The sequence below is a fragment of the Leifsonia poae genome (assembly GCF_027921845.1).
GTDB lineage: Bacteria > Actinomycetota > Actinomycetes > Actinomycetales > Microbacteriaceae > Leifsonia > Leifsonia poae.
This window is the reverse complement of the sequence record NZ_BSEN01000003.1, coordinates 210,011-233,129: the sequence shown is the minus strand read 5'-3', so window position 1 is coordinate 233,129 and position 23,119 is coordinate 210,011. Positions and strand designations below refer to the sequence as shown.

The 23,119-nt window shown below is 67.7% G+C and carries 22 protein-coding genes; 10 read left to right on the top strand and 12 right to left on the bottom strand.

All coding sequences use genetic code 11. From position 1 onward, the window contains the following. Positions 1–3: 3 nt before the first annotated feature. From PKE84_RS04780 to PKE84_RS04770, 3 genes are all read right to left on the bottom strand, one after another. Positions 4–4,488, bottom strand: coding sequence for a PKD domain-containing protein (locus PKE84_RS04780; RefSeq protein WP_271176070.1), 4,485 nt, complete (start codon positions 4,486–4,488; stop codon positions 4–6). A gap of 122 nt (positions 4,489–4,610) precedes the next feature. After that, positions 4,611–6,044 carry a sugar transferase gene (locus tag PKE84_RS04775; protein ID WP_271176069.1) on the bottom strand — a complete coding sequence of 478 codons (1,434 nt, stop codon included), beginning with the start codon at positions 6,042–6,044 and terminating at the stop codon, positions 4,611–4,613. Between the two features lie 597 nt (positions 6,045–6,641). Then, on the bottom strand, positions 6,642–9,200 hold the full coding sequence (locus PKE84_RS04770; protein WP_271176068.1) for a helix-turn-helix transcriptional regulator: 2,559 nt from the start codon (positions 9,198–9,200) through the stop codon (positions 6,642–6,644). A 456-nt stretch (positions 9,201–9,656) separates the two neighbouring features. Between PKE84_RS04770 and PKE84_RS04765 the strand changes: the two genes are divergently transcribed. Then, a complete protein-coding gene (locus tag PKE84_RS04765; protein WP_271176067.1) occupies positions 9,657–10,403 on the top strand; it encodes an SOS response-associated peptidase in 747 nt (248 codons plus the stop codon). A gap of 241 nt (positions 10,404–10,644) precedes the next feature. Here PKE84_RS04765 and mgrA read toward each other — a convergent pair whose 3' ends face one another. Continuing rightward, positions 10,645–11,682 carry an L-glyceraldehyde 3-phosphate reductase gene (gene mgrA / locus PKE84_RS04760; protein ID WP_271176066.1) on the bottom strand — a complete coding sequence of 346 codons (1,038 nt, stop codon included), beginning with the start codon at positions 11,680–11,682 and terminating at the stop codon, positions 10,645–10,647. 138 nt (positions 11,683–11,820) lie between these two features. On the opposite strand from mgrA, the gene PKE84_RS04755 reads away from it, so the two are divergent. Then, on the top strand, positions 11,821–11,973 hold the full coding sequence (locus PKE84_RS04755; RefSeq protein ID WP_271176065.1) for a hypothetical protein: 153 nt from the start codon (positions 11,821–11,823) through the stop codon (positions 11,971–11,973). A gap of 21 nt (positions 11,974–11,994) precedes the next feature. Here the strand turns inward: PKE84_RS04755 and PKE84_RS04750 are convergent, their stop codons facing one another. The 3 genes from PKE84_RS04750 to PKE84_RS04740 form a co-directional block, all read right to left on the bottom strand. Continuing rightward, positions 11,995–12,795, bottom strand: coding sequence for a PP2C family protein-serine/threonine phosphatase (locus PKE84_RS04750; RefSeq protein WP_271176064.1), 801 nt, complete (start codon positions 12,793–12,795; stop codon positions 11,995–11,997). Between the two features lie 62 nt (positions 12,796–12,857). Next, entirely contained in the window at positions 12,858–13,118 is a 261-nt protein-coding gene (locus tag PKE84_RS04745; protein WP_271176063.1) for a LapA family protein, read from the bottom strand. 85 nt (positions 13,119–13,203) lie between these two features. After that, positions 13,204–14,277: an acyltransferase family protein gene (locus PKE84_RS04740; RefSeq protein WP_271176062.1), complete on the bottom strand. Its 1,074-nt coding sequence runs from the start codon at positions 14,275–14,277 to the stop codon at positions 13,204–13,206. Between the two features lie 318 nt (positions 14,278–14,595). Between PKE84_RS04740 and PKE84_RS04735 the strand changes: the two genes are divergently transcribed. Both PKE84_RS04735 and PKE84_RS04730 read left to right on the top strand, forming a co-directional pair. Then, a complete protein-coding gene (locus tag PKE84_RS04735) occupies positions 14,596–14,991 on the top strand; it encodes a nuclear transport factor 2 family protein (protein ID WP_271176061.1) in 396 nt (131 codons plus the stop codon). Between the two features lie 58 nt (positions 14,992–15,049). After that, positions 15,050–15,505: a VOC family protein gene (locus PKE84_RS04730; RefSeq protein ID WP_271176060.1), complete on the top strand. Its 456-nt coding sequence runs from the start codon at positions 15,050–15,052 to the stop codon at positions 15,503–15,505. Here PKE84_RS04730 and PKE84_RS04725 read toward each other — a convergent pair. From PKE84_RS04725 to PKE84_RS04715, 3 genes are all read right to left on the bottom strand, one after another. After that, complete coding sequence (locus PKE84_RS04725; RefSeq protein ID WP_271176059.1) at positions 15,492–16,124, bottom strand: alpha/beta fold hydrolase; 633 nt, start codon at positions 16,122–16,124, stop codon at positions 15,492–15,494. The genes PKE84_RS04730 and PKE84_RS04725 overlap by 14 nt on opposite strands. Then, positions 16,121–16,771: a VOC family protein gene (locus PKE84_RS04720; RefSeq protein WP_271176058.1), complete on the bottom strand. Its 651-nt coding sequence runs from the start codon at positions 16,769–16,771 to the stop codon at positions 16,121–16,123. The genes PKE84_RS04725 and PKE84_RS04720 overlap by 4 nt, the downstream gene beginning before the upstream one ends. Positions 16,772–16,872: 101 nt before the next feature. Further along, positions 16,873–17,565 carry a hypothetical protein gene (locus PKE84_RS04715; RefSeq protein WP_271176057.1) on the bottom strand — a complete coding sequence of 231 codons (693 nt, stop codon included), beginning with the start codon at positions 17,563–17,565 and terminating at the stop codon, positions 16,873–16,875. 334 nt (positions 17,566–17,899) lie between these two features. Between PKE84_RS04715 and PKE84_RS04710 the strand changes: the two genes are divergently transcribed. Then, the gene (locus PKE84_RS04710; protein ID WP_271176056.1) at positions 17,900–18,316 is read left to right on the top strand and encodes a GNAT family N-acetyltransferase; all 417 of its coding nucleotides are present in this window, start codon (positions 17,900–17,902) and stop codon (positions 18,314–18,316) included. A 26-nt stretch (positions 18,317–18,342) separates the two neighbouring features. Here the strand turns inward: PKE84_RS04710 and PKE84_RS04705 are convergent, their stop codons facing one another. Then, the gene (locus PKE84_RS04705) at positions 18,343–19,074 is read right to left on the bottom strand and encodes an alpha/beta hydrolase (RefSeq protein ID WP_271176055.1); all 732 of its coding nucleotides are present in this window, start codon (positions 19,072–19,074) and stop codon (positions 18,343–18,345) included. Between the two features lie 251 nt (positions 19,075–19,325). On the opposite strand from PKE84_RS04705, the gene PKE84_RS04700 reads away from it, so the two are divergent. The 4 genes from PKE84_RS04700 to PKE84_RS04685 all read left to right on the top strand — a co-directional run bounded on the left by PKE84_RS04700 (position 19,326) and on the right by PKE84_RS04685 (position 21,456). Continuing rightward, positions 19,326–19,814, top strand: coding sequence for a hypothetical protein (locus PKE84_RS04700; RefSeq protein WP_271176054.1), 489 nt, complete (start codon positions 19,326–19,328; stop codon positions 19,812–19,814). A gap of 62 nt (positions 19,815–19,876) precedes the next feature. After that, complete coding sequence (locus tag PKE84_RS04695; RefSeq protein ID WP_271176053.1) at positions 19,877–20,542, top strand: TMEM175 family protein; 666 nt, start codon at positions 19,877–19,879, stop codon at positions 20,540–20,542. A 132-nt stretch (positions 20,543–20,674) separates the two neighbouring features. Beyond that, positions 20,675–20,986 carry a putative quinol monooxygenase gene (locus tag PKE84_RS04690; RefSeq protein WP_271176052.1) on the top strand — a complete coding sequence of 104 codons (312 nt, stop codon included), beginning with the start codon at positions 20,675–20,677 and terminating at the stop codon, positions 20,984–20,986. 128 nt (positions 20,987–21,114) lie between these two features. Then, complete coding sequence (locus tag PKE84_RS04685; RefSeq protein WP_271176051.1) at positions 21,115–21,456, top strand: hypothetical protein; 342 nt, start codon at positions 21,115–21,117, stop codon at positions 21,454–21,456. A 92-nt stretch (positions 21,457–21,548) separates the two neighbouring features. Here the strand turns inward: PKE84_RS04685 and PKE84_RS04680 are convergent, their stop codons facing one another. Continuing rightward, on the bottom strand, positions 21,549–22,481 hold the full coding sequence (locus tag PKE84_RS04680) for a LysR family transcriptional regulator (RefSeq protein ID WP_271176050.1): 933 nt from the start codon (positions 22,479–22,481) through the stop codon (positions 21,549–21,551). 140 nt (positions 22,482–22,621) lie between these two features. Here PKE84_RS04680 and PKE84_RS04675 point away from each other — a divergent pair, with 140 nt between their 5' ends. Next, positions 22,622–23,086 (top strand): carboxymuconolactone decarboxylase family protein, encoded by a 465-nt coding sequence (locus PKE84_RS04675; protein ID WP_271176049.1) that lies wholly within the window; start codon positions 22,622–22,624, stop codon positions 23,084–23,086. Positions 23,087–23,119 lie beyond the last annotated feature (33 nt).

Here is a 23,119-nt window from a genome sequence, read left to right as displayed (position 1 = left end):
TCTCTACTGAGCCGGGCTGACGACGAAGTTGTCGAACTTCGTGGTCAGCGGGGTGTCGGTCGCGGTGCCGGAGAGGTAGGCGCGGAGCCCGACGGAACCGGCGACCTGGAGAGCCGCTGTCGAGTCGGTCACGCTGGCCTGCCAGGCGGTCGGCTCGGTGGTGCCGACCTTCCAGACCTTAGCGCGGATGGTGGTCGGTGAGGTACCGAACACCTGCAGCCGCACCTGGTACTGCTGACCAGGGGTGTAGGTGAGGCCGGTGAGGTTCACCAGCTGCATCGCCGTCCCTCCCTGGAGCAGCTGCAGCTGCATCGCACCGCTGGCCTGTTCCCAGATCCGAGCGCTGTACTCGATGGTGCCGTTCGACCGTCCGATCGCCGAGACGTAGATCCCGCCGCCCGTCGCCGTCCTGTCGGTGCTGAACTGCACCGTCGTGTCGGTGTTCGTGCTCGAGATCCCGCTCAGCAGCTCGGTCTTGGTCGAGCCGGCCGCGCCCACGATCGACGCCGTGCCCGAGCCGACGGTGTAGGCCGAAGCCGCACCGGCTCCCGTCCACGCGCCGCCGAGGTCGGCCGAACCCCAGCCGCTGGCCGATGTCCGTGCGAACGTGTCGGAGGCGATCGCCGCGGGCGGCGGTGCCGTCACGGTCACCGACTTGGTGGCCGGCGAGGACGCGAGGCCCTGGTTGTCGGTCACGGTGAGGGTGATCGTGTACGAGCCGCCGGCTGCGTAGGTGTGCGATGCCGTCGATCCGGTCGCGGTCCCTCCGTCACCGAAGGTCCACGCGTAGGAGGCCACCGATCCGTCGGGGTCGCTCGACGCTCCACCGTTCGCCGAGACGGCCAGGCCGTTCGGTGTGGCGGTGAAGGATGCCGTCGGCGCCTGGTTCGGCACGGCGACCGTGGTCACCTGGTGCTGCACCGGTGTGCTCGCGAGTCCCTTGTCGTCCGTCACCGTCAGCGTCACCGTGAAGGTGTCCGCCGTACCGTAGGCGTGCGTCGGGGTGGCTCCCGTGCCGGTCGTGCCGTCACCGAAGTCCCAGGCGTAGCCGGCGACCGAGCCGTCGGAGTCCGCGGATCCGGAGCCGTCGAACGCGACGCTCAGGTTCGAGACCGTCGACGTGAACGCGGCGACCGGAGCCTGGTTCGGCGGCGGAGCCGTCACCGTCACAGCCACGGTCTTCGTGTTCGTCGCACCCGCGTTGTCCGTCACCGTGAGCTTGACCGTGTAGCTGCCGCCCTGCGCGTAGGTGTGGCTGGCGGTCGGCGTGGTGGCCGTGTCTCCGTCACCGAAGTCCCAGGCGTACGAGGCGATCGTGCCGTCCGGGTCGGTCGAGGCCGAGCCGTCCACGTTCACCGTGAGGCCGTCCTGCGTGTTGGTGAACGATGCGGTGGGCGCCTGGTTCGGCAGCGTCCCGCTCGTGGCGAGCGCGTAGTGGTTCGCCACATCCTGAGCACTCAGCACGCTGGAGTAGACGGCGGCCTCGTCGAGAGTTCCGGCGAAGTACGGTCCCGTCGAACCCCAGGTGTTGTCACCGCCGATGCGCCAGTACCCGCTGTAGGCCTGCGCCTGCGTCTGCGGGTTGGTGCCCACCAGTGCTCCGTCGACATAAAGGTTCATGCCGTCGGCGCCCTGGGTCGCGACCGCGTAGTGCCACTGGTTGTCGTTCAGCGCTGTCGGCGAGGTGATCGTGTTCGTCTGCCCTGTCCAGACGCCGAACACGATGTGCCCGTCGTCCTGCATGTAGACGTGCCGGTCGTAGTTGCTCGACAGTCCCGTCTGCTGGTCGCCGAACCCGATGAGCTTGCCGCCCCTCGTCGTCGACGTCTTGAACCAGATCTCCTCGGAGTAGGTCGTCGGATTGCTGACCTGCTGGTTCGAGGTCACCAGGCTGCCGTTGCCACCGTTGTTGCTGGTGTTGAAACGAACGGCGTTGTCGGTGCTGCCCGGGAGCACGCCCGACTGGTTCTTCGTCGTCGCGTTGCCCGAGTAGGTGCCGTTGTTCCCGTAGGCGTCAGCACTCTTCGCGACCGAGCCGCTGGTCTCGTCGAGTCGCCAGAACAGGTCCGGGTTCGCGTTGTAGACCGCGGCGCCGTAGGCGTCGGCCGGAGCCGGCGCGAGCGGGGACGGGCGACCGGATGCGACGTACTGGTTCACGACCTGGGTGGGTGTGAGGACCGTCGGGAAGATCGCGACCTGGCCGATGCTGCCACCGAAGTAGTTGCTGCTCGGCTGGTTCGGCCAGCCGCCCAGGTTGTCACCCCCGACCCGCCAGTAGCCTGCGTAGTCCTGACCGGTGGTGACATCGGTGCGACTTCCGACCAGCTTGCCGTCGATGTACAGCCGCATGCCGTTGGCGCCGAGCGAGGCCACGATCTGGTGCCACTGCCCGTCGTTGTAGGTGCCGGAGCTGTTGAGCGTCTGCACACCTCCCGGATACACGCCGAACCAGATCTTTCCGCTGTTGTCCATGAAGACGTGGCGGTCGTACCCGGACGAGTCACCGGTGTTCGAGTTGCCGAAGCCGATGATCTTGCCGCCACTGGTGGTGGTGGTGTTGATCCAGGCTTCCGCGGTGAAGGTGTTCGGTCCATCGATCGCGGTCGGCGTCACAGCGAAGCCGGTGGACGTGCCGTTGAAGATCGAGGCAGTCGTGCCGCTGATCGGTCCGGCTGCACCCCGGGTCACACCGGCCTGCAGCTGCAGGTCGTTGAATGCGACGTGGTCGAACCCGGCGGCCCCGCTGGCCTCATCCAGCGGCCAGTACGACGAAGCACCGGCGCCCGTGACCGAGTCGGAGTATGCCCCGCCGGAGTTCGTGGCACTGATCGTGACCGTATTGCCGAGCCGCGACACCTGGTTGCCATCCGGATCGGTCACATAGAGCCGATACGAGTGCGTGCTGCCCGGCACCAGGTTCTTGTCGATGAATCCCATGGCGGGACGCGTCCAGAAGTTCGAGATCTGGTCGACCTGGTAGACGGGGTTGGCCAGGTTGCCGTCGCGCACGAGCTTGTAGCTCAGCTTGACGTTGTCCTGGTCGTAGGTCGCGGTCCACGAGACGCGGGCCTGGCCGGCGGTGAACGACGCGGCGTTCGGAACGAGCGGCGTGTTGACGTTCGGCGCGACCTTGCTCTTCACGACCGAGTTCACCGCGTAGCGGGTGAGTCCGTACTGGGCGACTCCGTTGACGTACGGGAACTCGCCGCCGACGGCGAGGTAGTTGCCGTTGCCGGAGATGCTCCAGGCCGCCTGGCCCTGGCCCGTGTAGGAGCCCGTGACGTACTGCGGGTACCAGTTGAGCAGGGTCGGCGCCGGCTGACCGGTGAAGTTCGCGTACGCACCGTCACCGTTGTTCGTCAGGGTTCCCGTCGCCGCGTTCGAGAACGCGATCGTGTGGTGGTAGGTCCACGGGTTGGTCTGCGGGAACCCGCCGACGTTGCCGCAGTAGTGCGGGTGGCCGGCTGCATAGAGCGCGCTGTTCATCGGGAAGATCGAGTACGTGTCGCCGTGGCAGTCCTCCATCCAGATGAGGTTGCCGGTGTTCGCGTCGGCGCGGAAGCTGCCTTCGAGGTTGCCGCCGGCACCGAAGACGTAGCCCGAGCCGTAGACGCTGTCGGCAGTGGCGACGAGGGCGGTGATACCGGCCTGCGTCCCTGCGTCCCGGACGACCGAGTTGGCGCCGAACGGAGTGAATGCGCCGCTGGTGCCGTCGTACATGGCGAGGCCGTACGCATTGTTGGCGCCGTTCACGTGCTGGAACCGGCCGCCGGAGTAGACCTTGGTGCCGTCCGGGCTGACCGCCAGCGCGTCGACGACGTAGTCGGCACTGCCTGCCCACGTCGTGTTGGTCGAGCCGTTCGACGCGTTGATCTTCGCGATGTACGGAGTCGAGACCCCGTTGGTCGTGGAGAAGGTGCCGCCGGCGTAGAGGGCGGTGTTGGTGGCGGCGAGTGCGCGGACCTGGCTCTCCATGATGGGGCGGAAGGAGGTGATGACCTGGCCGGTGGCGGTGCTGATGGCGACGATCCGGTAGTAGGGGTTGCCGCCTGCGGTGGTGAAGTCGCCGCCGACGTAGATGCGGGATCCGTCGGGTGAGGCCGTGATCGCCAGTGCCTGCGCGTTGAGGGGGACGTTGAAGCTGGAGATCAGGTTGCCGGTGGTGATGTCGTAGGCGAGGAGGTTGCTGCGCGGGGTGGTGTTCACTCCGGCCGCCGCTCCTGCGGGGCGGGCGGTGGTGAACTTGCCGGCGACGTAGACGGTGTTGCCGACCACGACCTGCGCCCACGCGACACCATCGATCTGCGTCGTCGGAAGTGCGTCAGCGCTGACGGTCGGTGGAGACGCCGGATTCGTCGGGTCGGGCGGGGCCGTATCCGCGGCGGCCGGCGATGCGAGTGCGAGGCCTCCGAAGACGAGGCCGACCGCCGTGATGACGGAGGTCAGAATGCCCAGCGAGCGAGCGCGGGGGCGGGGGTGTGAGCTCATGACAACCTCGGTGTCTGTGTTGGTCGGGTGGGGGTTGTTATTCGGGTCAAGCTGTTCGTGCTGGTCGAGCAGGTGACTGCTGGTGAGACGTCCCTGTCTCTGTCGGGTGAGGCGGGGGAGCATCAGTACGCCCCCACGGGATGGGTGAGCACCTTGACGGTGCGCCACATGATCACGAGGTCGCCCGTGAGCGACCAGTTCTCGACGTAGTAGAGGTCGAGTCGGACGCTCTCTTCCCAGGAGAGATCCGAGCGGCCGTTCACCTGCCACATTCCGGTGAGCCCCGGTTTGATGTACAGGCGACGGTGGACGTGGTTCTCATATCCCTCGACTTCGGCGGGCAGCGGAGGCCGCGGCCCGACGAGGCTCATATCGCCGAGGAAGACATTGAAGAGCTGAGGCAGCTCGTCGAGTGAGTACTTGCGCAGCACATGGCCGATGCGCGTCACGCGGGGATCGTTCTTCATCTTGAAGAGCACGCCATTGCCGTCGTCGTTCGCCTTGAGGGTCGCCAGGCGAGCCTCCGCGTCGACGACCATCGAACGGAATTTGTACATCCGGAAGGTCTCGCCGTTGCGCCCGACTCGCTCCTGGCTGAACAGCGCCGGGCCGCGGTCGTCGAGTTTGATGATCGCGGCGATCAGCAGAAAGAGCGGGGACAGCACGAGCAGGGCGAGCCCCGAGACGCAGAAGTCGAACGCGCGCTTGAGCACGTGCTTGCCGCCCTCGAACTGCGGGATCTCCACGTGGATGAGGGGGAGGCCCTCGACGGGGCGGAAGTGGATGCGCGGCCCGGCGACGTCGGTGAGTCGCGACGCGAGCACCAGCTCGGTCGCGGTGCCCTCGAGCTGCCAGGCGAGGTTGCGCACGAAGTCGCCGCCCGTCAGTGCCTGCCCGGCCACGATGACCGTGTCGGCGCCGAGTCGCGCCGCGGCCTCAGCGACACCGCTGAGGTCGGAGACGACCGGCACCTCGCGTTCCGGTGAGGCGACCGTGCTGCTGCCGCCGCCGGATGCCGGGAGCACCGCACCCTTGCGCGCGTGAGCGCCGTGCGGCGCCGCGTCGAGGGCGGCGCCGACGACGTTGTAGGCCGCGCCGGACTTCTGGTGGATCTGTCGCACGACGTAGTCCACGTCGTCGAACCCGCCCACCACGAGCGCGCGGGAGAGGTAGTGGTCGAACATCCGCTGCCGGATGAGCCACTGCCGCCACATCCACCGCGAGAACAGCACGCCGAGCACGCCGACCGGGAGGGCCAGCACGAAGTACCCGCGTGCGATGTCGACCTTCGCGACCAGGAACACGATCGCCAGCAGTCCGAAGGTGATCGCTGTCGCGCTCACGACGCGCCGGTACTCGACGACGCCGATGCCGATCACGTGCGAGTCACGCGTGTGATAGACGGACAGGGTGAACATCCAGGTCGCGGCGATGAGCACCGAGAGCGTGAAGTAGTCGGTGCGGAAGCCGGCGAAGCTCGCGCCGGCTTCGTCGAAGCCGAAGCGCAGGAACATCGCGCCGATCGTGGACAGGAGAATGATCGCCGTGTCCGTCACGAAAAGGCGGGCTCGGTATTGCCGGGCCCACGTTCGTTCGGATGTGACGGGCCGGGTTCCGATTTCGGGGCGCCCGACCAGGGCGATCCGCGGTTTGATGACGGTCATCGAAGCGCCCTCCCCGCGCTGGTGATGGTCGATCCGACCGAAGAGCCGACGACGGCTGGGGGAAAGCCGTGGTCTCGAACGGCTTCACCGCCGCCGGCTCCGTCCGTGAGGGATGTGCCGTGGCACCGTGCGCGCCGAGCGGCCCTCTTGTCATCAAGGGGGTTGAGCGATCGGGTCGCTCGACGCGGCGGATGCGGGTTCACGGGTTGTTCCCTGCGTGTCGGGTTGGTGGTGCGATTCGGGTGCGTGAACCGGCGAGAACCACTCGTGAGACCGACCGAGGTGTTCAGCGAACTGAAAGTGATTGTTTCTCACCTATTCACAAAAGTGAGATTACATCGTTTTTGACGCCGAACGTGAGCCCTGTTGGGGGGTGATTATTCCTCAACTTATCATTCGCGCGCTCGAACAGGGTCGCAGGGCGCGCGAAAAGCCCCTCGGGCCGCCCTGGCAGGGCCACCCGAGGGGCGCAGATACTGCGGCTGCCCGTCAGCGACGCGTGCCGTCGAATCCGAATCCGGCGATGTCCTCGCGCTGGACCACGCCCGTTTTCTTCCGGATGTTGCGCAAGTGCGTCTCGACGGTGCGGATGCTGATGCCGAAGCGGTCGGCGATGTCGCTGTTGCCCAGGCCGCTCGCCACATACTGCACGATCTCGGCTTCGCGGGACGTGAGGCCGACGTTCGCCGCCGAGCGGGAGCCGCTCCAGGAGCCCATCGAGTCGTCGCCGGCGAGCAGCGAGCGCACCTCGGCCCGGATCTCGGCGGAGTGCGCCTCGTCGCCGCTGTCGCGGTAGATCGTGATCGCCTGTGTGAAGAAGCGCAGCGCCTCGTCGCCGGCGTGCTCGGCGCGGAGCATCCTGGCCGCGCGCACCAGGCCGTCGGGGTCGGCCTGCATGCTGGCCAGCCGCCCGTCGAGGTATGCGGCGTAGAGCCGGCCGCCGATGACCTCGGCGCGTGGGCGGAACGTCTCCGCCACCGCGGGATCGAACTCCGCGATGAGCGAGAGCATCGTCGCCCCATCGGCCGCGAGCCGGTAGCCGCGCGCCGCCAGTGCGTCGGCCGTCGCGAGGTAGGTGGCGGCCGCCTTCGGGCGGTCCCCGTTGGCCGAGGTGGCGGCCGCTGTGGTCACTCCCTTGTTGCCGAAGGGCACGGCGTCGCCTCGCTGGTCGAGCGTGTCGGCGCGCTCCAGCAGACCCTCGGCCGCGGTGTTGCGTCCCATGCGCATCGCGACGATGGCGAGTGTGTACATGGTGGCGCGATCGGTGGGGAACAGGAGGGATGCCCCGGTGACGCTCGCGCTCAGCACGACGCGCGCGGCATCCATCGTCTCGTCGAACCGTCCGAGTGAGGCGAGGGCGATCACGGCGACATAGCTGTGACCGGCAAGGGACATGCGCTCGATGTCGGCGATGCCCTTCTCGACGTGCGACGCAGCCCACTCCGCCGCGTCGGCCAAGCGGCCGCAGCCGTAGAAGGCGAGGCCCTTGGCGACGTCGTACTGCGCGGCGAGCATCCGGTCGGTGTCGGCCGGGCGCTGCTCGAGCAGTGGAAGCGCCTCGGCCGCCCTGCTCGACAGGATGTGCCCGTAGGCCAGCACCAGTCGCGCGATGTCTCCATCGGTGCCCGGCGCTTCAGCGAGCGGCGCGAGCGTGCTCTCGTAGTCGGGGGAGAGCTCGTCGAGTTCCATCCCGATGGCGTAGAGGAGCGCGTCGAGGGCGGCGGTGTGTGCGAACAGCTCGCGATCGGTGCGCAGGGCGGCCTTCGCGGCGTCTGCCGATCCGCCATGCGAGAGGATCCAGCGCGAGTGCAGATAGCGGAACGTCAGCTCCTCGCGGTCGGTCGCCTGGCCGAGATCCGTGTCGCAGAGCACCTGGTCGACGAGCGCAGCGTCGTGAGCGCCGGTGAGGTGGTAGTTGAGCACTCGGATGGCGCTCGCCACCGACCGCGTCGCCTCCCACTCGTGGTGGGCGGCCGCCGACTCGATCTTGTACGACTCGGTGAACATCCTCGCCACGAGCGGCAGCTCGAGGGGCGCGCGCAGGAAGCGTCCGCGCGGCTCGGGCGCGATGTTCAGATGCAGTTCCACGGAGGGGGCGGCGGCCGGGGACTGCACGGCCAGCGTCTCGGTGATCTTCTCGACGATGCGCAGGCGGTGCGCGGAGAGCGGGCGATGGCTGAAGTAGTCGCCCAGCCCGGGCGGGCTCACGGCGATGAGGGTCTGCCGCTGCGTGGAGAAGACGCGTACCAGGGCGTTCTGCTCGAGCGTCTCGATCATGGGCTGCCCGATGAGGGCGCGCGCCGTGAGAAGGTCGACGGCGCCGGCCAGCGCGAGCGTCTCGACGGCCTCCCGCACCTCGACGTCGTAGGAGAGGAGCAGCGCCTCGAACGCACCGTTGAGGTCGGACGACCAGAGGTCGGGCCCATCGATCCAGACCGCGCCGTGCTTGCGGATGTGCCCCTCGCCGAGGGCAGCATCCGCGATGGCGATCGCGAACCCCGGGATGCCAGCGGACTTGGTGTGGATGCGTCCGCTCAGCGAAGGCGCGACGGCGCCGCCGAGGTGGTCTTCGAGAAGGTCGTGCACCGTCTCCAGGCTGAGCTCCGAAAGGGAGACCCTGACCACCGGATGTGCGAAGCGGATGAGTGCGTGGTCGCCCGGTCCCTTCGAGGGACGCTGCAGAGTTCCGCCGAGCACCGCCGTGCCGAGCGACTTGTGCACCTGCTCGATCACCACCCAGGACGCGTCGTCGAGCTGGTCGCCGTCGTCGATCAGGATCGCCGACGGCTTCACGGCGGCGAAGCGGGCGACGAGAGCGGACGGGGAGGCGGCCGGCGCAACGGTGTTGCCCTGGGGCTGGAGTGGAAGGGCTGCCCGGATAGCCTCCAGTGGCAGCCGGTCGCCGACGCCCCGGACCACGATTGCGGTGAGACCGGCCTGATCGTAGAGCTGACGCACGCGCCGCAGGATCTCCGTGCGACCCGACCAGCGAGGGCCGACGATCTCGACGCTCGTCCCCTCCGTCGCCAGCCGGAAGATTCTCGTCACCTCGCTGTCACGCGCGAACAAACCTCGCTCCCCTCCGGCAGGCCGTCGCAGGATATGATCCTCGCTCGTTCCCTGGCTCCGCAAGGCAAACTCCGGGATCACTTTTCGCTCATTTCGTCCGTTGATGTGAAGGGGTGATGTCGCCCGTTCGATGGGCCCGGGGCTGGCTCTCATGGACAGAACCAGCCCCGGAGCTGCCGGCGTACCCGAGCAGCCAGGCAGCCGCCGCACTGAGGCGGCGCACGCGATCCGAGTACCCAGCTCGTCCGGCGCACTGCGAACGTAGCCCAGCGCCCCCGTGGTTCACGCGCGGAAAATCTACGGGTGCGTGGGAGGACGACTGCGCTGCGTGCTGGCGCTCGCTCTCTACGCGTCTCTGCGCGCTCGTTCGCCTCCCCCAGACGGACGCCTCTGTCGGGGGTCCCGCCTGTCGGTGGCCGGCCGTAGGCTGACGTCATGTGTGGACGGTTCGCGATGGACAAAGAGACCGACGACATGATCCAGGAGTTCGTCGCCGAGGGCGGAGACTTCCGCGACTGGCGGCCGAGCTGGAACATCTCGCCGACGGATCAGATACCGATCTTCCTCGAGAGCAAGAAGAAAGACGCGCCCTCGGTGCGCCGCGTCGAACTCGCCCGCTGGTCGCTCGTGCCGTCGTGGTCGAAAGAGCTGAAGACCAAGGTCCCCACGTTCAACGCGCGCGCCGAGACCGCCGCCGAGAAGCCGATGTTCAAGGCGTCAGTGGCCTCACGCCGTGCGATCGTGCCGGCGATCGGCTACTACGAGTGGCAGACCGATCCGGCCACCAAGAAGAAGACCCCGTACTTCATCCACGCTCCCGAGGGGGAGCTCCTCGGTTTCGCCGGCCTGTACGCCTGGTGGGCCGATCCGGCGCTCGACCGTGACGACCCGGCGCGGTGGCACCTGACCGCGACGATCCTCACGTCCGACGCGGTTCAGACGCTCGAGCACATCCACGACCGCAACCCCGTGCCGCTCCCTCGCGAACTCTGGGACCACTGGGTCGATCCGACCGTCGTCGGCGACCAGGCGCTCGTCGACGAGGCTGTGCGCGCGGCCCTCCCGGTCGCGGCTGACCTGCAGTTCGACCGTGTCGGGCCGGTCAGCGGGGACGGACCGGAGCTCATCCAGCCGCTCGAGCACGACGACGCCGACCAGGGCGGCACCGAGCACCGCGGCTAGCGGCTGAGCACCGCGCCTCGCGGTTCAGCGCCGCGCCAGGCGGCACGATGCATGACTGAGCCCCGGGTGGATCGGTGCAGCGCCGTTCCACCCGGGGCTCGCCCCACGCGCACTGGGAAGACGCCCGCCGCCGGTGAAGAACGGCTCCCCGGGCGCCGCATCCGGTGCGCTGTTCTGCACCGTACGAGCGGCCCCTGGTGCCGACAAGGGGAGTGACAGCCCGACGCGCGGGTGGTACCCGCTACAGCTCCCCGCGCCGCGCTCCCGCCCAGAGGTCGACCCCGGCGTCGATGGCGTGCTCATCGATGGCGGCGAGCTCGGCGTCGGTGAACTGCAGGTTGTCGAGGGCCCCGACGTTCTGCTCGAGCTGCTTCACGCTGCTCGCGCCGATCACCAGCGAGGTGACCCGCTCGTCGCGGAGCGCCCAGGCCAGAGCGAGCTGCGCAAGGGACTGGCCCCGCGCCGCCGCGATGTCGTTGAGCGCCCGGATGTGTCCCAGCGCGTCGTCCGTCAGCCAGTCGGCGTCGAGGGAACTGCCCTGCGCGGCGCGCGATCCCTCGGGGATGCCGCCGAGGTACTTGTCGGTGAGCATCCCCTGCGCGAGCGCGGTGAAGCCGATCACACCGAAGCCCTCTTCGTCTGCGGTGTCGAGCAGGCCCTCCTTCTCGATCCAGCGGTTGAGCATCGAGTACGACGGCTGATGGATGAGCAGGGGTGTGCCGAGGTCGCGCAGGATCTCCGCCGCGCGGCGTGCGTCGTCCGCGCCGTACGAGGAGATGCCGACGTAGAGGGCCTTGCCGGAGCGCACAGCCGTGTCGAGGGCCTGCATCGTCTCTTCGAGCGGCGTGGAGGGGTCCGGGCGGTGCGAGTAGAAGATGTCGACGTAGTCGAGTCCCAGACGGTCGAGCGACTGGTCGAGGCTCGCCAGCATGTACTTGCGTCCGCCTCCGCCCTGCCCGTACGGACCGGGCCACATGTCCCATCCTGCCTTCGACGACACGACGATCTCGTCGCGGAACGGCCGCAGGTCGTCGCGCACGATGCGCCCGAAGTTCACCTCGGCCGAGCCGTAGGGCGGTCCGTAGTTGTTGGCGAGATCGAAGTGGGTGATCCCGAGATCGAAGGCACGCAGCACGGTCGCGCGCTGCGTCTCAAAGGGACGGTCGTCGCCGAAGTTGTGCCAGAGCCCCAGCGAGAGCGCGGGGAGGTCGAGTCCGCTGCGGCCGGTGCGGCGATACTGCATGTGGTCGTAGCGGGAGGGGTCGGGTACGTAGGCCATGGGTTAAACCCTCGTACCCGGGCGGGATTCTGTCCAACAACAGAGCGCGATGCGATTCAGGTGCGATTCCTCTGAATTGGCTGCCGGGAGTTGGCGTAGCCGGTTGACCGGAGCCGCCGGGCGGAGTTGCGTCGGGAGATGGTCGCCATCGTCATCATCCTGCTGGTCCTCTGGGCGGTTCTCGCCTTCGTCGGGTTCGCCGTCAAGGGCCTGCTCTGGCTGGCCATCATCGCTCTCGTGCTCTTCGTGATCACCGCCATCGTCGGAGCGCTGCGCCGGGCCGGGCGCTGAGCCGGGCCGACCGCTGAGCCGCTAGAGCTCCCCCGCCGAGGCGGGATCGAGCGCCGCCGCGCCTGCGAAGGCGGGCAGGTACGGGGGCTCGGCCTCCGCCTCCATGACGTCCGCCACCACCACCGAGATGTTGTCGTGCGCCTGAAGCGCCACCGCGGTCTCGACCAGGAGGTCGGCGACATCCTGCGGATGGGCGTCGGAGCCCAGGCATTCCCGCACGAGCTCCAGCGGCACGTAGTCGGTCAGGCCGTCGCTCGTCAGGAGCCAGCGGTCACCGACCTGGGGCGCGTCCGTCGCGAGGTGCAGCGCGCGGCCGTCCTCCGGATCGCCCGTGAGCACCTCCATCACGACGGAGCGGTACGGATGCACCTTGGCCTGCTCGCTGGTGAGGCGGCCGCTCTCGACGAGTTCCTGCACCAGCGAGTCGTCGCGGGTCATCTGCGTCAGCTCGCCCGCACGCAGCCGATACGCCCGTGAGTCGCCGAGGTGAGCGATCCGGATGACGGCGCCGTCGCTGAAGATCCCGGTGAAGGTCGTGGCGAGTCCGGCGAGCGCCGGGTCGCGCCTCGACCGCGTCGCGAGCTCAGCGTTCGCGATCGCGACCAGCTCGCGCAGGCGGTCGTCGGAGCGCACCAGGCCGTGGGTGGCGTCGAGCGTCGCCGCGATTCGGATCGTGACGGCGGATGAAGCGACATCGCCACCGGCATGGCCGCCGACGCCGTCGGCAACGAATGCCGAGAGGGCCGACGCGTACAGCGAATCCTGATTGTCGTCGCGGTACTCGCCGCTCGTCGAGCGCAGGCCCGTGGTGAAAGCGAACATGAATGTCGAATCTACCGGTACATCCGGAGTCCGAGTGGCCGGTGTGCGGTGATCTGCTGCGATCAGCGTCGAGCGCGCCGTGCCGCGCGGTTGCGCGCGAACACCCAGCCGACGATCCCTCCGATCAGGAAGACGACGAGCACGAGCAGCCAGGTCGGGATCGTGAGCTGCGTCCACAGCAGGAAGATGGTGGCCTGGTCGTTGCCGACACCGTTCTGGATGGCGACGATCAGCAGCAGGACCACGAGCAGGATGGCCAGCCATTTGCGCTTGAGGTACCGTACGAAGCCGTTTTCGGTCGTGTCGGATTGGTGAGCGGTCATCCGCGGTCCTCTCGCTGCGGGTCCAGCCGTTGGAACCCGATGCGGCTCAGTATTGCGGCTGCGGACGCCGCGGCGCTAGAGCGGGCTATTCGGCGAGCACCACGGGCGGCGGCGTGACGACGCGTGCACCCTTCAGGCGCATCGCCGGCTTCTCGACGACGAACCAGCTGGCCGTGGCGAGCAGGAGGGTCAGCGGGATGGCGATCGCCGCGAACACCGGGACCCCGAGTGCGGACAGGCCGGCCGAGGCCAGAACCTGCTGCACCGGGAACGCGTAGATGTACGTGCCGTACGACACATCGTTGCGCAGCCGGAAGGCTCGGGCCTTCACCAGAGTGCCGACGGTGATGACGCCGTAGGCGATCGGCAGCGCGGCGACGACCCGGTAGTCAGGGAGGAGGGACGACACGGCGACGATGACGGCGGCCACGCCGACCAGCCACCATCGTGCAGGGATGACCGTGCGCCACTGGTAGATGAGGGCACCGGCGGCGAACATCAGGCCGAACCGGGAGCCGTTCGTGAGATCGACGTTGTGGCTCAGTCCCGTCGTCGTCACGATGAGACCGGCGAGGCAGAGCACGAAGAGCGCCGGGACCACGATCTTGAAGCGGAAGAGGTTGGCGAGGCCGAGGGCGAGCACGACCAGGTAGCAGAGGAACTCCCAGTAGAGCGTCCACAGCGAGCCGTTCCAGACATCCGGATACGGCACGCCGGCCGGGGTGCCCGCGATGCCGTACTGCGTCATCTCCAGCCCCGCGTTGTGAAGGACGTAGCCGATCGCGCTCGCCGCGTATCCGTCGGGGAAGCCGTTGCCCGCGAGCAGGATTCCGATGGGCGCGATGACGAGCGCGGTCAGGATGAGGCAGGCCCAGAACGCGGGAAGGATGCGCAGGAAGCGGGCCTTCAGATATGGCCACCAGGCGGGCCGGCGGATCCAGCTGGAGACGATCAGGAAGCCGGAGATCGCGAAGAACCCGTCGACCCCGGTCTCGCCGAGCAGCTGCGTGACCGGGTGCGAGGGCGACGGCGTTCCGGTGAGCGGGAAGGAGTGCCAGACGATGACACTCAGCGCAAGCGCCAGCCGTACAGCATTGAGTGCGTTGCGCTTGGGTTCGAACGTCTCCTCGATCGTCCCCCGAATCTGAGAGATACTCATAAAGCGCAAGGTTACTCTCCATGCCCGTCCTTGGCTCACCCCCATTCGGCGGTCGCGGAGCACGTAGAAGCCAGGCCATCACCTGGGGGTCGAAGGGTGCCGGCGCGCAGCGGAGGACAGACGTGTTGTCGCGCTGAGTGGGGCGCCTAACGTTCGATGAGGAAGCGGGCGCTCCGGGTCGATCGCCTGCTCCCCATGCAGTCGGGCGTCGTTGTGTCGGGAATCAGCGCCGTCTTCCGGGGCCGGTTCTCCCCATCTGAATCGGTCCCGGCTGTGCACGAGGTCGCTCGGGTCCCGGTCACGGAGGAGACTGGCGCCATGGATGCGATCAGAGCGGCGGTCGAAGAACACTGGCGGGCATCGGAAGCCGGCGACACCGACATCGAGCACGCGATCTATGCGGAGGACGCGATCCTCGACTATCCGCAATCGGGTGAGCGTTACCGCGGCCGGTCGACCATCGCGGCGCAGCGGGGCGGCCATCCGGCCGATCGGCGGTTCAGCGTGCTGCGGATCGTCGGCAGCGGTGACCTCTGGGTGAGCGAAGTCATCATCACCTACGACGGTGCGCCGAGCTATTCGGTTTCGGTGATGGAGTTCGCCGACGGCGCCGTCGCGCACGAGACGCAGTACTTCGCCAGTACCTTCGGCGCGCCCGAATCGCGCATCGCGCTCGCCGAGGCGATGCCGGGCCGCACGATCGAGCGCGCGTAGGTCCCGACCGACTTCTCGACCCGGCCCCTCGTGAGCGACTCTCGGTAGGATGCAGCGCGTGAACATCAAACTTGAGAACGTCGGCATCGCAGTTCGCGACCTCGAAGCAGCGATCTCCTTCTTCACCGACCTCGGCCTGAGCGTCCTCGGCCGCGACACGGTCAGCGGCGAGTGGACGGACACCGCGGTTGGCCTCGATGGAAACCACGCGAACATCGCCATGCTCCAGACGCCAGACGGCAACGGCCGCCTCGAGCTCTTCGAGTACATCCATCCCGAGGCCATCGAGACGGAACCCACCCTCCCCAACGAGATCGGCATGCACCGCGTCGCCTTCTCCGTCGACGACATCGACGACGCCCTCGAGATCGCGGCGAAGCACGGCTGCTTCCCGCTTCGCGGAGTGGCCACCTACGAGGACATCTACAAGCTGTCGTACGTGCGCGGTCCGAGCGGCATCATCGTGATGTTCGCCGAAGAGCTCAAGAAGACCGAAGAGCTCAAGAAGAACTGACGGCCAAACGCCCCGGCTCCTCTCGGTCGTCGACGAAACGGGTCACCGAGTTCACGAACTCCTCGACGTGCGTCGCGAAGAGCGGGTGGGGTGGCTCCGGACAACCAGGCAGTTCCTGAGGCGCGGGCAGGAGCTGAAGCAGGCGATCGACGGTGGTGCGTTGATGTGCCGGATTCTCGGGGACCGACGGCAGCACCGCCACGGGGATGCGAAACGCGGCGATCTCCTCATCGGTCACGCCACGTACGGTCTCGCCGCGAAGCAGTGCGTCTGCGACGTCCGGTGGCGCGCCCTGCCCGAGAAGACGGTCGCGCTCGTCCCGCGGCGTCGCCGGCCACGCCAGCAGCAACCGATGAACGCGGTCAGGTTCGGAGAGAGCTAACCGGAGGGCCGCCGAACAGCCGTTCGAGCCGGCCACGACGGTCGCCCCTTCGCCCGGAAGCCACGACTGCAGGTGCGCCGACTCGGCTTTCCAGCTGGGCGCGCGCGGCGCTCGGTCGGGTGCGATGACGGTGAATCCGCGGCCCCGCAAGCCGTCGACGACTCCCGATCGCTTCCAGAACCGGTTCGCATCCATGTCGTCCCAGAGACCACCATGGACGAGGAGCACCTGGGTCACGCGTCGTCGTCGACGTCGCCCCACGCGGCGATATCGATGCCGTGGTTGTCGGCCGAGGCCAGGGTCCACCATGCGGGGGCGTTCGAGCCATCGGCCAGGCGTCCGCCAGCACCCTGGACGGCGGCGACCCGGGCTTCCGCCCGGTCGTTCGGGACGGCCACGTCGATGTGCGTCCTGCCCCGACCCGGCGTGCTGATCTCGTCGAACCACATCCGCGGCCCCCGCCGCAACGGGTCCACGAGAAGTCCGCCGACCGCCTCGTATCCGAGGGCGGCGACCCAGAAGTCGCCGGTATGCACACCTTCTGCCTCGGCGATCGCGATCTGGATCGTGTGCAGCCGGGACGGATCGGGCTCGAGCCCCAGTTCCTGGGCAATGGCCGAGATGCGCCGCACGAGGTCAGCATCGACGATATCCAGTCGTCCGCCCGGCGTTGCCGCAGTGCGAACGACGACTGCCTCCGGTCGGAGGTCGATGTCGGGCTCCCGGCCCACTTCTGCGGTCACCGCTGCGATGCGGCGGATGAACTCCACGCCGGTTGCGAACGACCCAGTGGGGTACACGGTCTGCGCACCGCCGTACAAAACGTGCCAGCCGCTCGTGCCCGGCTCGTCATGAAACCGCCGGGAACTGATCCACTCAGGCATCGACCCACCCCGCCATCCCGAGGCGAGCGCCCCGCGTGGCAAACCTAATCCGCAGATCGCACCGGCTCAAGCGCCAACTTCTGATGTGTGGCTCGAGGTGGTCAGCGGCGGCCCGGGTCGAGGTTGACGCCGATTCCGCTCTTCAACTCGGGGTCGGGAGTGTTCGCGAGCAGTTCAGGGTTCAGCCAGAGCAGCTGGGTCTCGGTGAGGCCGAAGCGCCGGGTCACCTGGTAGATCGTGTCGTAGGGGCTCGGGATGTAATAGGCGAGCGTTCCGTTGTCGCTGACCGTCCGTCCGCGGGCGTTCGTCGCGGAGCCGCTGTCGACGGCCTTCAGGCCCGGGAATGCCGAGGGGAGCGTCCACGTGATCGCCGCGGCTGCGATCACCCGCGCGTCTCCGGCGGGAGTCTCCTCAATCGAGTGCAGGAACGTCGGGTCGCCGAATGAGGCGAGGTCGACGAGCAGGGGCATGACGAGTTCGCCATCCGACGCGGTGGTGCTCGCATCCGAGTTCAGGGCGAAACGGTCCTCGTCTTGAATGTTCTCCGGGAGGCCGTCGTGCCGCTTACCGGTCATCATCAGATCGATTCCGGTCAGGCTGGCGTGAGCCGGGTCGTCCGGGCGGATGCGCACTTCGATGCCTCGGTCCGGCCTGACCACGATGCGCACGGCCCCCGTCAGCGGATGCTCGGCAACGGGATCCGAGATCGGCTCATGCTCGATGACACGAAGTTCGCCCGTGCCGATCGTCTGGCCGGCGACGAGAAGGTTCGGGAGCGGCTGCGCGATCGGCACGGCTCGCGACGTCGTTTCTGATCGCGGGGTCGTTCGGGTCGGAGGAGCGAGCAGCGCGCATCCCGACATCAGCCCCACGACGCATGCTGCGACCACGGCCGCGGTGACGCGACCAACCCCCCGACGAATCATGGCTTGACACTACCAATGTGTGCGGCTGCACTGCCGGATTGCTGATCAACGCACCGCGGGCCGGGTGCTACGCTCGCGTCACCGTGGTGATCGACTCGTTGCCAAGCGCAGGAAGGAGCGGCTGATGGTTGTGTCTCGCCGTTCCGACCGCACTCGTTAGAGGCCACGAACGCGTGGCCTCCGTCCAAGGAGCCACACCATCATGTTGAAGACAGATCTCGACCCCACCCGATTCGAGTGGCGAGGACCATTCGCCGACGAGGAGATCAATGCGCTGCACGCCGAAGCATTCGGCCATGAACCGTCCGAGGACGACTGGAACGACCAACTCGGTCGCCTGAGCCTCGGGTGGGTCACCGCCCGCGACGACGCCGGCCTCGTCGGATTCGTCAACATCATCTGGGATGGATCGACGCACGCCTTCGTGGAAGACACCGCTGTTGCGGCACGTGTCCGACGGCAACGCATCGGAGTTCGGCTGATCGAGATCGCACGTGAGCATTCCGTCGAGGCCGGCTGCGAATGGCTCCATGTCGACTTCGAAGATCATCTGAAGACCTTCTACTTCGACGCGTGCGGTTTCATGCCGACGAACGGAGGGCTCCTCAAGCTCCGGTGAGGTGCCGACCACGCCGGGTCATGTCGCTATCCCAGGTGCCGCGTGAAAAACGCGGCCGCGTCTTCACCCGCGTATGCCGGGACCCCGGTGTGGCCGCCCATGTTCGCATGCAAGCTCTTCTCCGGAGAACCGAATGCGTCGAACAGTTCCAGGGCCGCCTGCCGGTCGTTCCCCTCGTCGTCCCATTGCAGCAGAACATGCAGCGGAATCGTGACGAGGCGGGCCTCCTCGAGGATGGCGCGAGGTATGAAGCTCCCGGCGAACAACCCCGCTGCGGTGATGCGCGGCTCAACGGTTGCCAGCCGGACGCCGATGGAGATCACCCCGCCCGAGTAGCCGACCGGCCCCTCGATCTCCGGCAGCGAGAGGAGACCATCCAGTGCAGCCCGCCACTCCGGGACCGCCTGTTCGACCAGTGGCAGCACGAGCCGGTCGATGATGTCGTCGTCGACCCGCTCGCCTGCTTCGAGTGCCCGGCGCAGGTCGGCACGGGCTGCGTCGACGGCGGTCAGCTTGGGCCGATCGCCGGCGCCGGGGAGCTCGATGGTGGCTGCGGCGAAACCGTCTGCCGCGGCGAGCCGAGCTCGGGCGGCCAACCGCGGCCGCATCCTGGCCAGTCCACCGGGGTGTCCGAGCAGGATCAGCGGGGCGGGCGTGGAGGTGGGTTCGGGCGTCCAGAGGATGCCCGGAATCTCACCGAGAAGGAAGTCGCGTTCTACGACGCCGTCGTTGAGACGCGGTTCAGAGGTGAATTGCATGGTCGTGCCTTTCGGGAAATGCGCTGAATGGCGCTCCCGGACGACCTATCGCCCGACCGTGACCTCAAGAAGGAGCACCCACGTCGATACGTTCATGGGTATCACCTCCTCGCTCAGTTGTACGGCCACCGAGAAGGCTAGCAAGTTCATCGCCCCCTCGGTGGATAAGTTTGTCATGACGACGACTGTCGGTCTCGCGAGGAGGCAGGGGAACGGTGAGCAGGGGGATGGGAATCCGCGTCGGGTATGCGATGGCAACGGCGTTGACGTGGGTGCCGGCGGTCGTACTGGTCGCTGCGAAGTTGTCGTGGGGAGGTGTGCCCGCGACCGTGCCCGTGCACTGGATCGGCGGAGGTCGTGCCGATGAGTTCCAGAGTTCGATCACGGCGTTCTGGCTTTCCCTGGTGCCGGCACTCGTGTGCGCTGTCATCGCGGTGGTGGTGCTTGTGGCGAGCCACGACGCGCGGCGCATCTACGGTGCTCTCGGGTTCGGAGTGCTCGCCCTCGTGGCTGCGGCAGCGAGCGTTCAGTGGCTCGTGGACGTTCTGACTGCCCTCGTGGCCGCGGACGGAGGGGACAGCCGCATCGGTGCGCCGTTCCTGCTGCAACTCGCCTCTCTCGCCTTCGGCCTGTTGGTGTTCGGCGTGGCGATGATCGGGAAACGAGACCGGACGCCGACGCGTGACGCCTCGATGACAGGGGAGACAGCCGCGCCGACCGGCGTACAGTCGGGTGCCTGAGGCCCCGTGGAGCACGTGCTGCACCCAGGGAGGAGGGCCGTCACATGTCCAATAGTCGAAGTATGGGGACGCGTACGGACACCCGCCGTGCGGAGGCGTTCAGCGACGCCGTCATCGCGATCGTCATCACGCTCCTGGTGCTCGAGCTCACGCCGCCGAAGACCCCTCCCGGCGACCTGCTGGCCGGGCTGCTGGGTCAGTGGCCGACGTATCTGGCGTACGCGGCCTCCTACATCTATCTGGCTGTGATCTGGATGAACCACAAGGCCGCCTTCAACCGGATCCGGGAAATGGACGTCGGCCTGCAATGGGCGAACTTGGGGATCCTCGCGACACTGGCGCTGTTGCCTTGGCCGACAGCTGTGATCATCGACAGGGCCAAGACGGGCAATCTGACGGACGAGCGGGTCGCCGTCGCGCTGTACGCGATCGTCGGGGCCGCGCTGTGCCTCGCCTGGCTGGTGTTCTTCTCGCACCTGGCGCGGCATCCCGAGCTCACCGAGGAGCATGTGGACGATTCGTACTTCGCCCACGAGCGCCCGCGGGCATTTGCCGGGGTCGTGCTGTACCTGGCGGCGGGGGCGTTGGGTTTCCTCATCCACCCGCTCGTCGCGTCGGTGATCTTCATCATCCTGCCGGTCTTCTACGGCCTCACCAGTCACGGATTCGACCAGAGGCCGGCCTTCCTCCGCCGCTTCGGGAGGAAGAAGTCCGACGAGGATGGTTGACGACTCGCGGATCGGTCTGGGCTGCCGATGTGCCGGCGGCGAATAGTAGACCGTCCGGTCGAGGGGTACCGTCCGCGCTGACGCCTCCGGAATTTGCATGACGGGGCGTCGCGACCCGCTAGGGAGAAACTCATGGAACTGAAGCTCGGTGTACTGGCACTACTCGAAGCGAAGCCCGACAAAGCAGGAGACCTGAAGGAATTCCTGATCGGAGGTAAAGCCCTGGTCGACCTCGAACCGGGGACCCGCACCTGGTACGCCTTCCAGATCGACGATACGCATTTCGGCATCTTCGACACGTTCGCCGACGAGGATGCGCGGCAAGCGCACCTGAACGGCGCCATCCCCAAGGCGCTCGGCGAGGTGGGTCCGAACCTGCTGGCGAAGGACCCTGAGCTCAACACCATCGACCTGCTCGCCGTCAAGCACGAAAAAGGCGACTGAGCCCAGCGCTGGGACCTCACACGACAGGGCTTCGGCGCCGCATGGCTCCCGGAGTTGAATCCGAGCCCCGTCGGCGCCGATGGGCACTGCCTCTGGTCGCGGGCCTCGGACGCGCGTACCGTCGTTCCATGACGAACCTCATCGAGAGACTGGCTGACTCCGTGCCCTCCTGGGGTGCGCGGCTCGCGTACGGCGAGAAGACCACGCTCGACGGACACGACATCCTCCCCGTCGCGATCGTCGTCTTCGGCTTCGGAGGCGGCGAGGGGTCTGGTGACGATCCGGATGGCGCCAAGCGCGGCGAGGGAAGCGGCGGCGGTGGCGGCGGCTACGCGATACCGATCGGCGCCTACATCGGCGGGCCCCATGGGCCGACGTTCCGCCCGAATCCGGTCGCGCTGGTCATCGCCGCGGCTCCGCTGGTGTCAGCGGCCGGGCTGGCGCTGGCGCGGCTGCTGCGGTCGAGCTGATCCGGCCGGCTCGGGGCGGGGGCGGCCATCGGTGAGGGGCTCGGCATGATCGCCGTGTGCGGGCCCTCAGCTGGCGAGGCTTCGCGCGGTTCTCACCCGGCCAGATGGAGGCGGTGCAGTCGTCCCGGGTCGAACTCGAATTCGAGATCGATCGGGCCGAGTTCCGTGGCGATGCCGACGAGCTCGCGAGCCCAGCGGCCGATCTGGCCGGTGCGATGGACCATGCCCCAGCTCAGCGTCGGCGTTTCGTCGATCGGGATGTACACGGCAGTGCCCCGGTCGTAGTACTTGAGCCCCTGGCCGCAGGCGAACGCCACCGACTCACTGTCGTTGGTGATGGACCAGAGCACCTCCTCGCGGGTGGGTGTCGGCGCGTCGCTCTCGGTCACCCGGCGTGCCGTTGGAAAGACAGCCGCCTCCCAGTAGTCCGGGACCGGCAGGCCGGACGGGAGGATGTCGTAGGCAGCGAGCTCTTCGAGAGAAACCGAGGCGCGGCCGGCGAGTTCGTGAGCAGGTCCGACCATCAGCACGATCGGCTCGGTGAAAGCCGTCGGCCCGACGTGAAGGTCGGGCTCTTCGACCGGTAACCAGAGGAGCGCGACGTCGATGTCGCCGTTCCGGATCGGTGTGAACGGGTCGTCGATGCGGATTTCGCGGAGGCGGAAGTCGACCTGCGGGAAGCGGCTTCGGAAGACGGCGGTCATCGGCGCCAAATCCTGCCACATCGGGCCCATCACGCCGAACGTCAGGGTTTCCGGACCATGGTGCGCGGTGTTCCTGGCATCCTCGACGCCTTTGAGGATGCGTCGGTAGCCCGCTTCGAGGTCGTCGCGCAGCTGGACGCCGAGCGGTGTCAAGGTCACTTTGCGGCTGGTGCGCTCGAACAGTGGAGCGCCGATCCGCTTCTCCTGCTGAGCGATCGACTGACTCACCCGGGGCGCTGAGATGTACAGCTTCTCGGCCGTGCGACCGAAATGCAGTTCCTCGGCGAGGGTCAGGAAGATCTCGATATCACGCAGCTCCACCCGCGTCATTCTCCTCGATCGTTAACTCCGGGCGCAATGCTCCTTTCGTGACCGGACATTGTTCGGAATCTGCTGGTCCACGAGGCTTTCAGACATTCCGAACAGCCACCCAGGCAAGGAGAAATGAAATGACTTCGACCATGACCACTGCACCCCGGATGTCCAACCCGGTCGCTATCCTCGACGGCGCTTCGGGGGCGATCTTCGGGCTGATGAAAGCCGCCCGGCAGACGGACCTGGCGCACTCGACGCTCGAGCTCGTGCATCTGCGGGTCAGCCAGATCAACGGATGCAGCCCGTGCGTGGATTCCGGCGTGAAGAGCGCGAAGCAGGCAGGCGAAACCGACGAGCGCCTGCACGCGGTGGTGGCCTGGCGCGAGATGCCGTACTTCACCGACGAGGAGCGCGCCGCGCTCGCTCTGGCGGAGAGCGCCACCCGGCTGGCAGACCGGTCGGACGCCGTTTCGGACGAGGTGTGGGACGAGGCGGCGAGCTTCTTCGACGAGCGGCAACTGGCCGCCCTCGTCCTCTACATCGCGACGACGAACCTGTTCAACCGGCTCAACGCGACCACGCGTCAACTCGCCGGCGGCTCCTGGAACTAGCCGGTCCCGAGCAACGACCAACAACGACCACTC

Bases quoted from the DNA above. Each gene is read 5' to 3' on its own strand.
- PKE84_RS04780 (WP_271176070.1), bottom strand. From the start codon at position 4,488: ATGAGCTCACACCCCCGCCCCCGCGCTCGCTCGCTGGGCATTCTGACC.
- PKE84_RS04765 (WP_271176067.1), top strand. From the start codon at position 9,657: ATGTGTGGACGGTTCGCGATGGACAAAGAGACCGACGACATGATCCAG.
- mgrA (WP_271176066.1), bottom strand. From the start codon at position 11,682: ATGGCCTACGTACCCGACCCCTCCCGCTACGACCACATGCAGTATCGC.
- PKE84_RS04755 (WP_271176065.1), top strand. From the start codon at position 11,821: ATGGTCGCCATCGTCATCATCCTGCTGGTCCTCTGGGCGGTTCTCGCC.
- PKE84_RS04750 (WP_271176064.1), bottom strand. From the start codon at position 12,795: ATGTTCGCTTTCACCACGGGCCTGCGCTCGACGAGCGGCGAGTACCGC.
- PKE84_RS04745 (WP_271176063.1), bottom strand. From the start codon at position 13,118: ATGACCGCTCACCAATCCGACACGACCGAAAACGGCTTCGTACGGTAC.
- PKE84_RS04740 (WP_271176062.1), bottom strand. From the start codon at position 14,277: ATGAGTATCTCTCAGATTCGGGGGACGATCGAGGAGACGTTCGAACCC.
- PKE84_RS04735 (WP_271176061.1), top strand. From the start codon at position 14,596: ATGGATGCGATCAGAGCGGCGGTCGAAGAACACTGGCGGGCATCGGAA.
- PKE84_RS04720 (WP_271176058.1), bottom strand. From the start codon at position 16,771: ATGCCTGAGTGGATCAGTTCCCGGCGGTTTCATGACGAGCCGGGCACG.
- PKE84_RS04710 (WP_271176056.1), top strand. From the start codon at position 17,900: ATGTTGAAGACAGATCTCGACCCCACCCGATTCGAGTGGCGAGGACCA.
- PKE84_RS04705 (WP_271176055.1), bottom strand. From the start codon at position 19,074: ATGCAATTCACCTCTGAACCGCGTCTCAACGACGGCGTCGTAGAACGC.
- PKE84_RS04700 (WP_271176054.1), top strand. From the start codon at position 19,326: ATGGCAACGGCGTTGACGTGGGTGCCGGCGGTCGTACTGGTCGCTGCG.
- PKE84_RS04695 (WP_271176053.1), top strand. From the start codon at position 19,877: ATGGGGACGCGTACGGACACCCGCCGTGCGGAGGCGTTCAGCGACGCC.
- PKE84_RS04690 (WP_271176052.1), top strand. From the start codon at position 20,675: ATGGAACTGAAGCTCGGTGTACTGGCACTACTCGAAGCGAAGCCCGAC.
- PKE84_RS04685 (WP_271176051.1), top strand. From the start codon at position 21,115: ATGACGAACCTCATCGAGAGACTGGCTGACTCCGTGCCCTCCTGGGGT.
- PKE84_RS04675 (WP_271176049.1), top strand. From the start codon at position 22,622: ATGACCACTGCACCCCGGATGTCCAACCCGGTCGCTATCCTCGACGGC.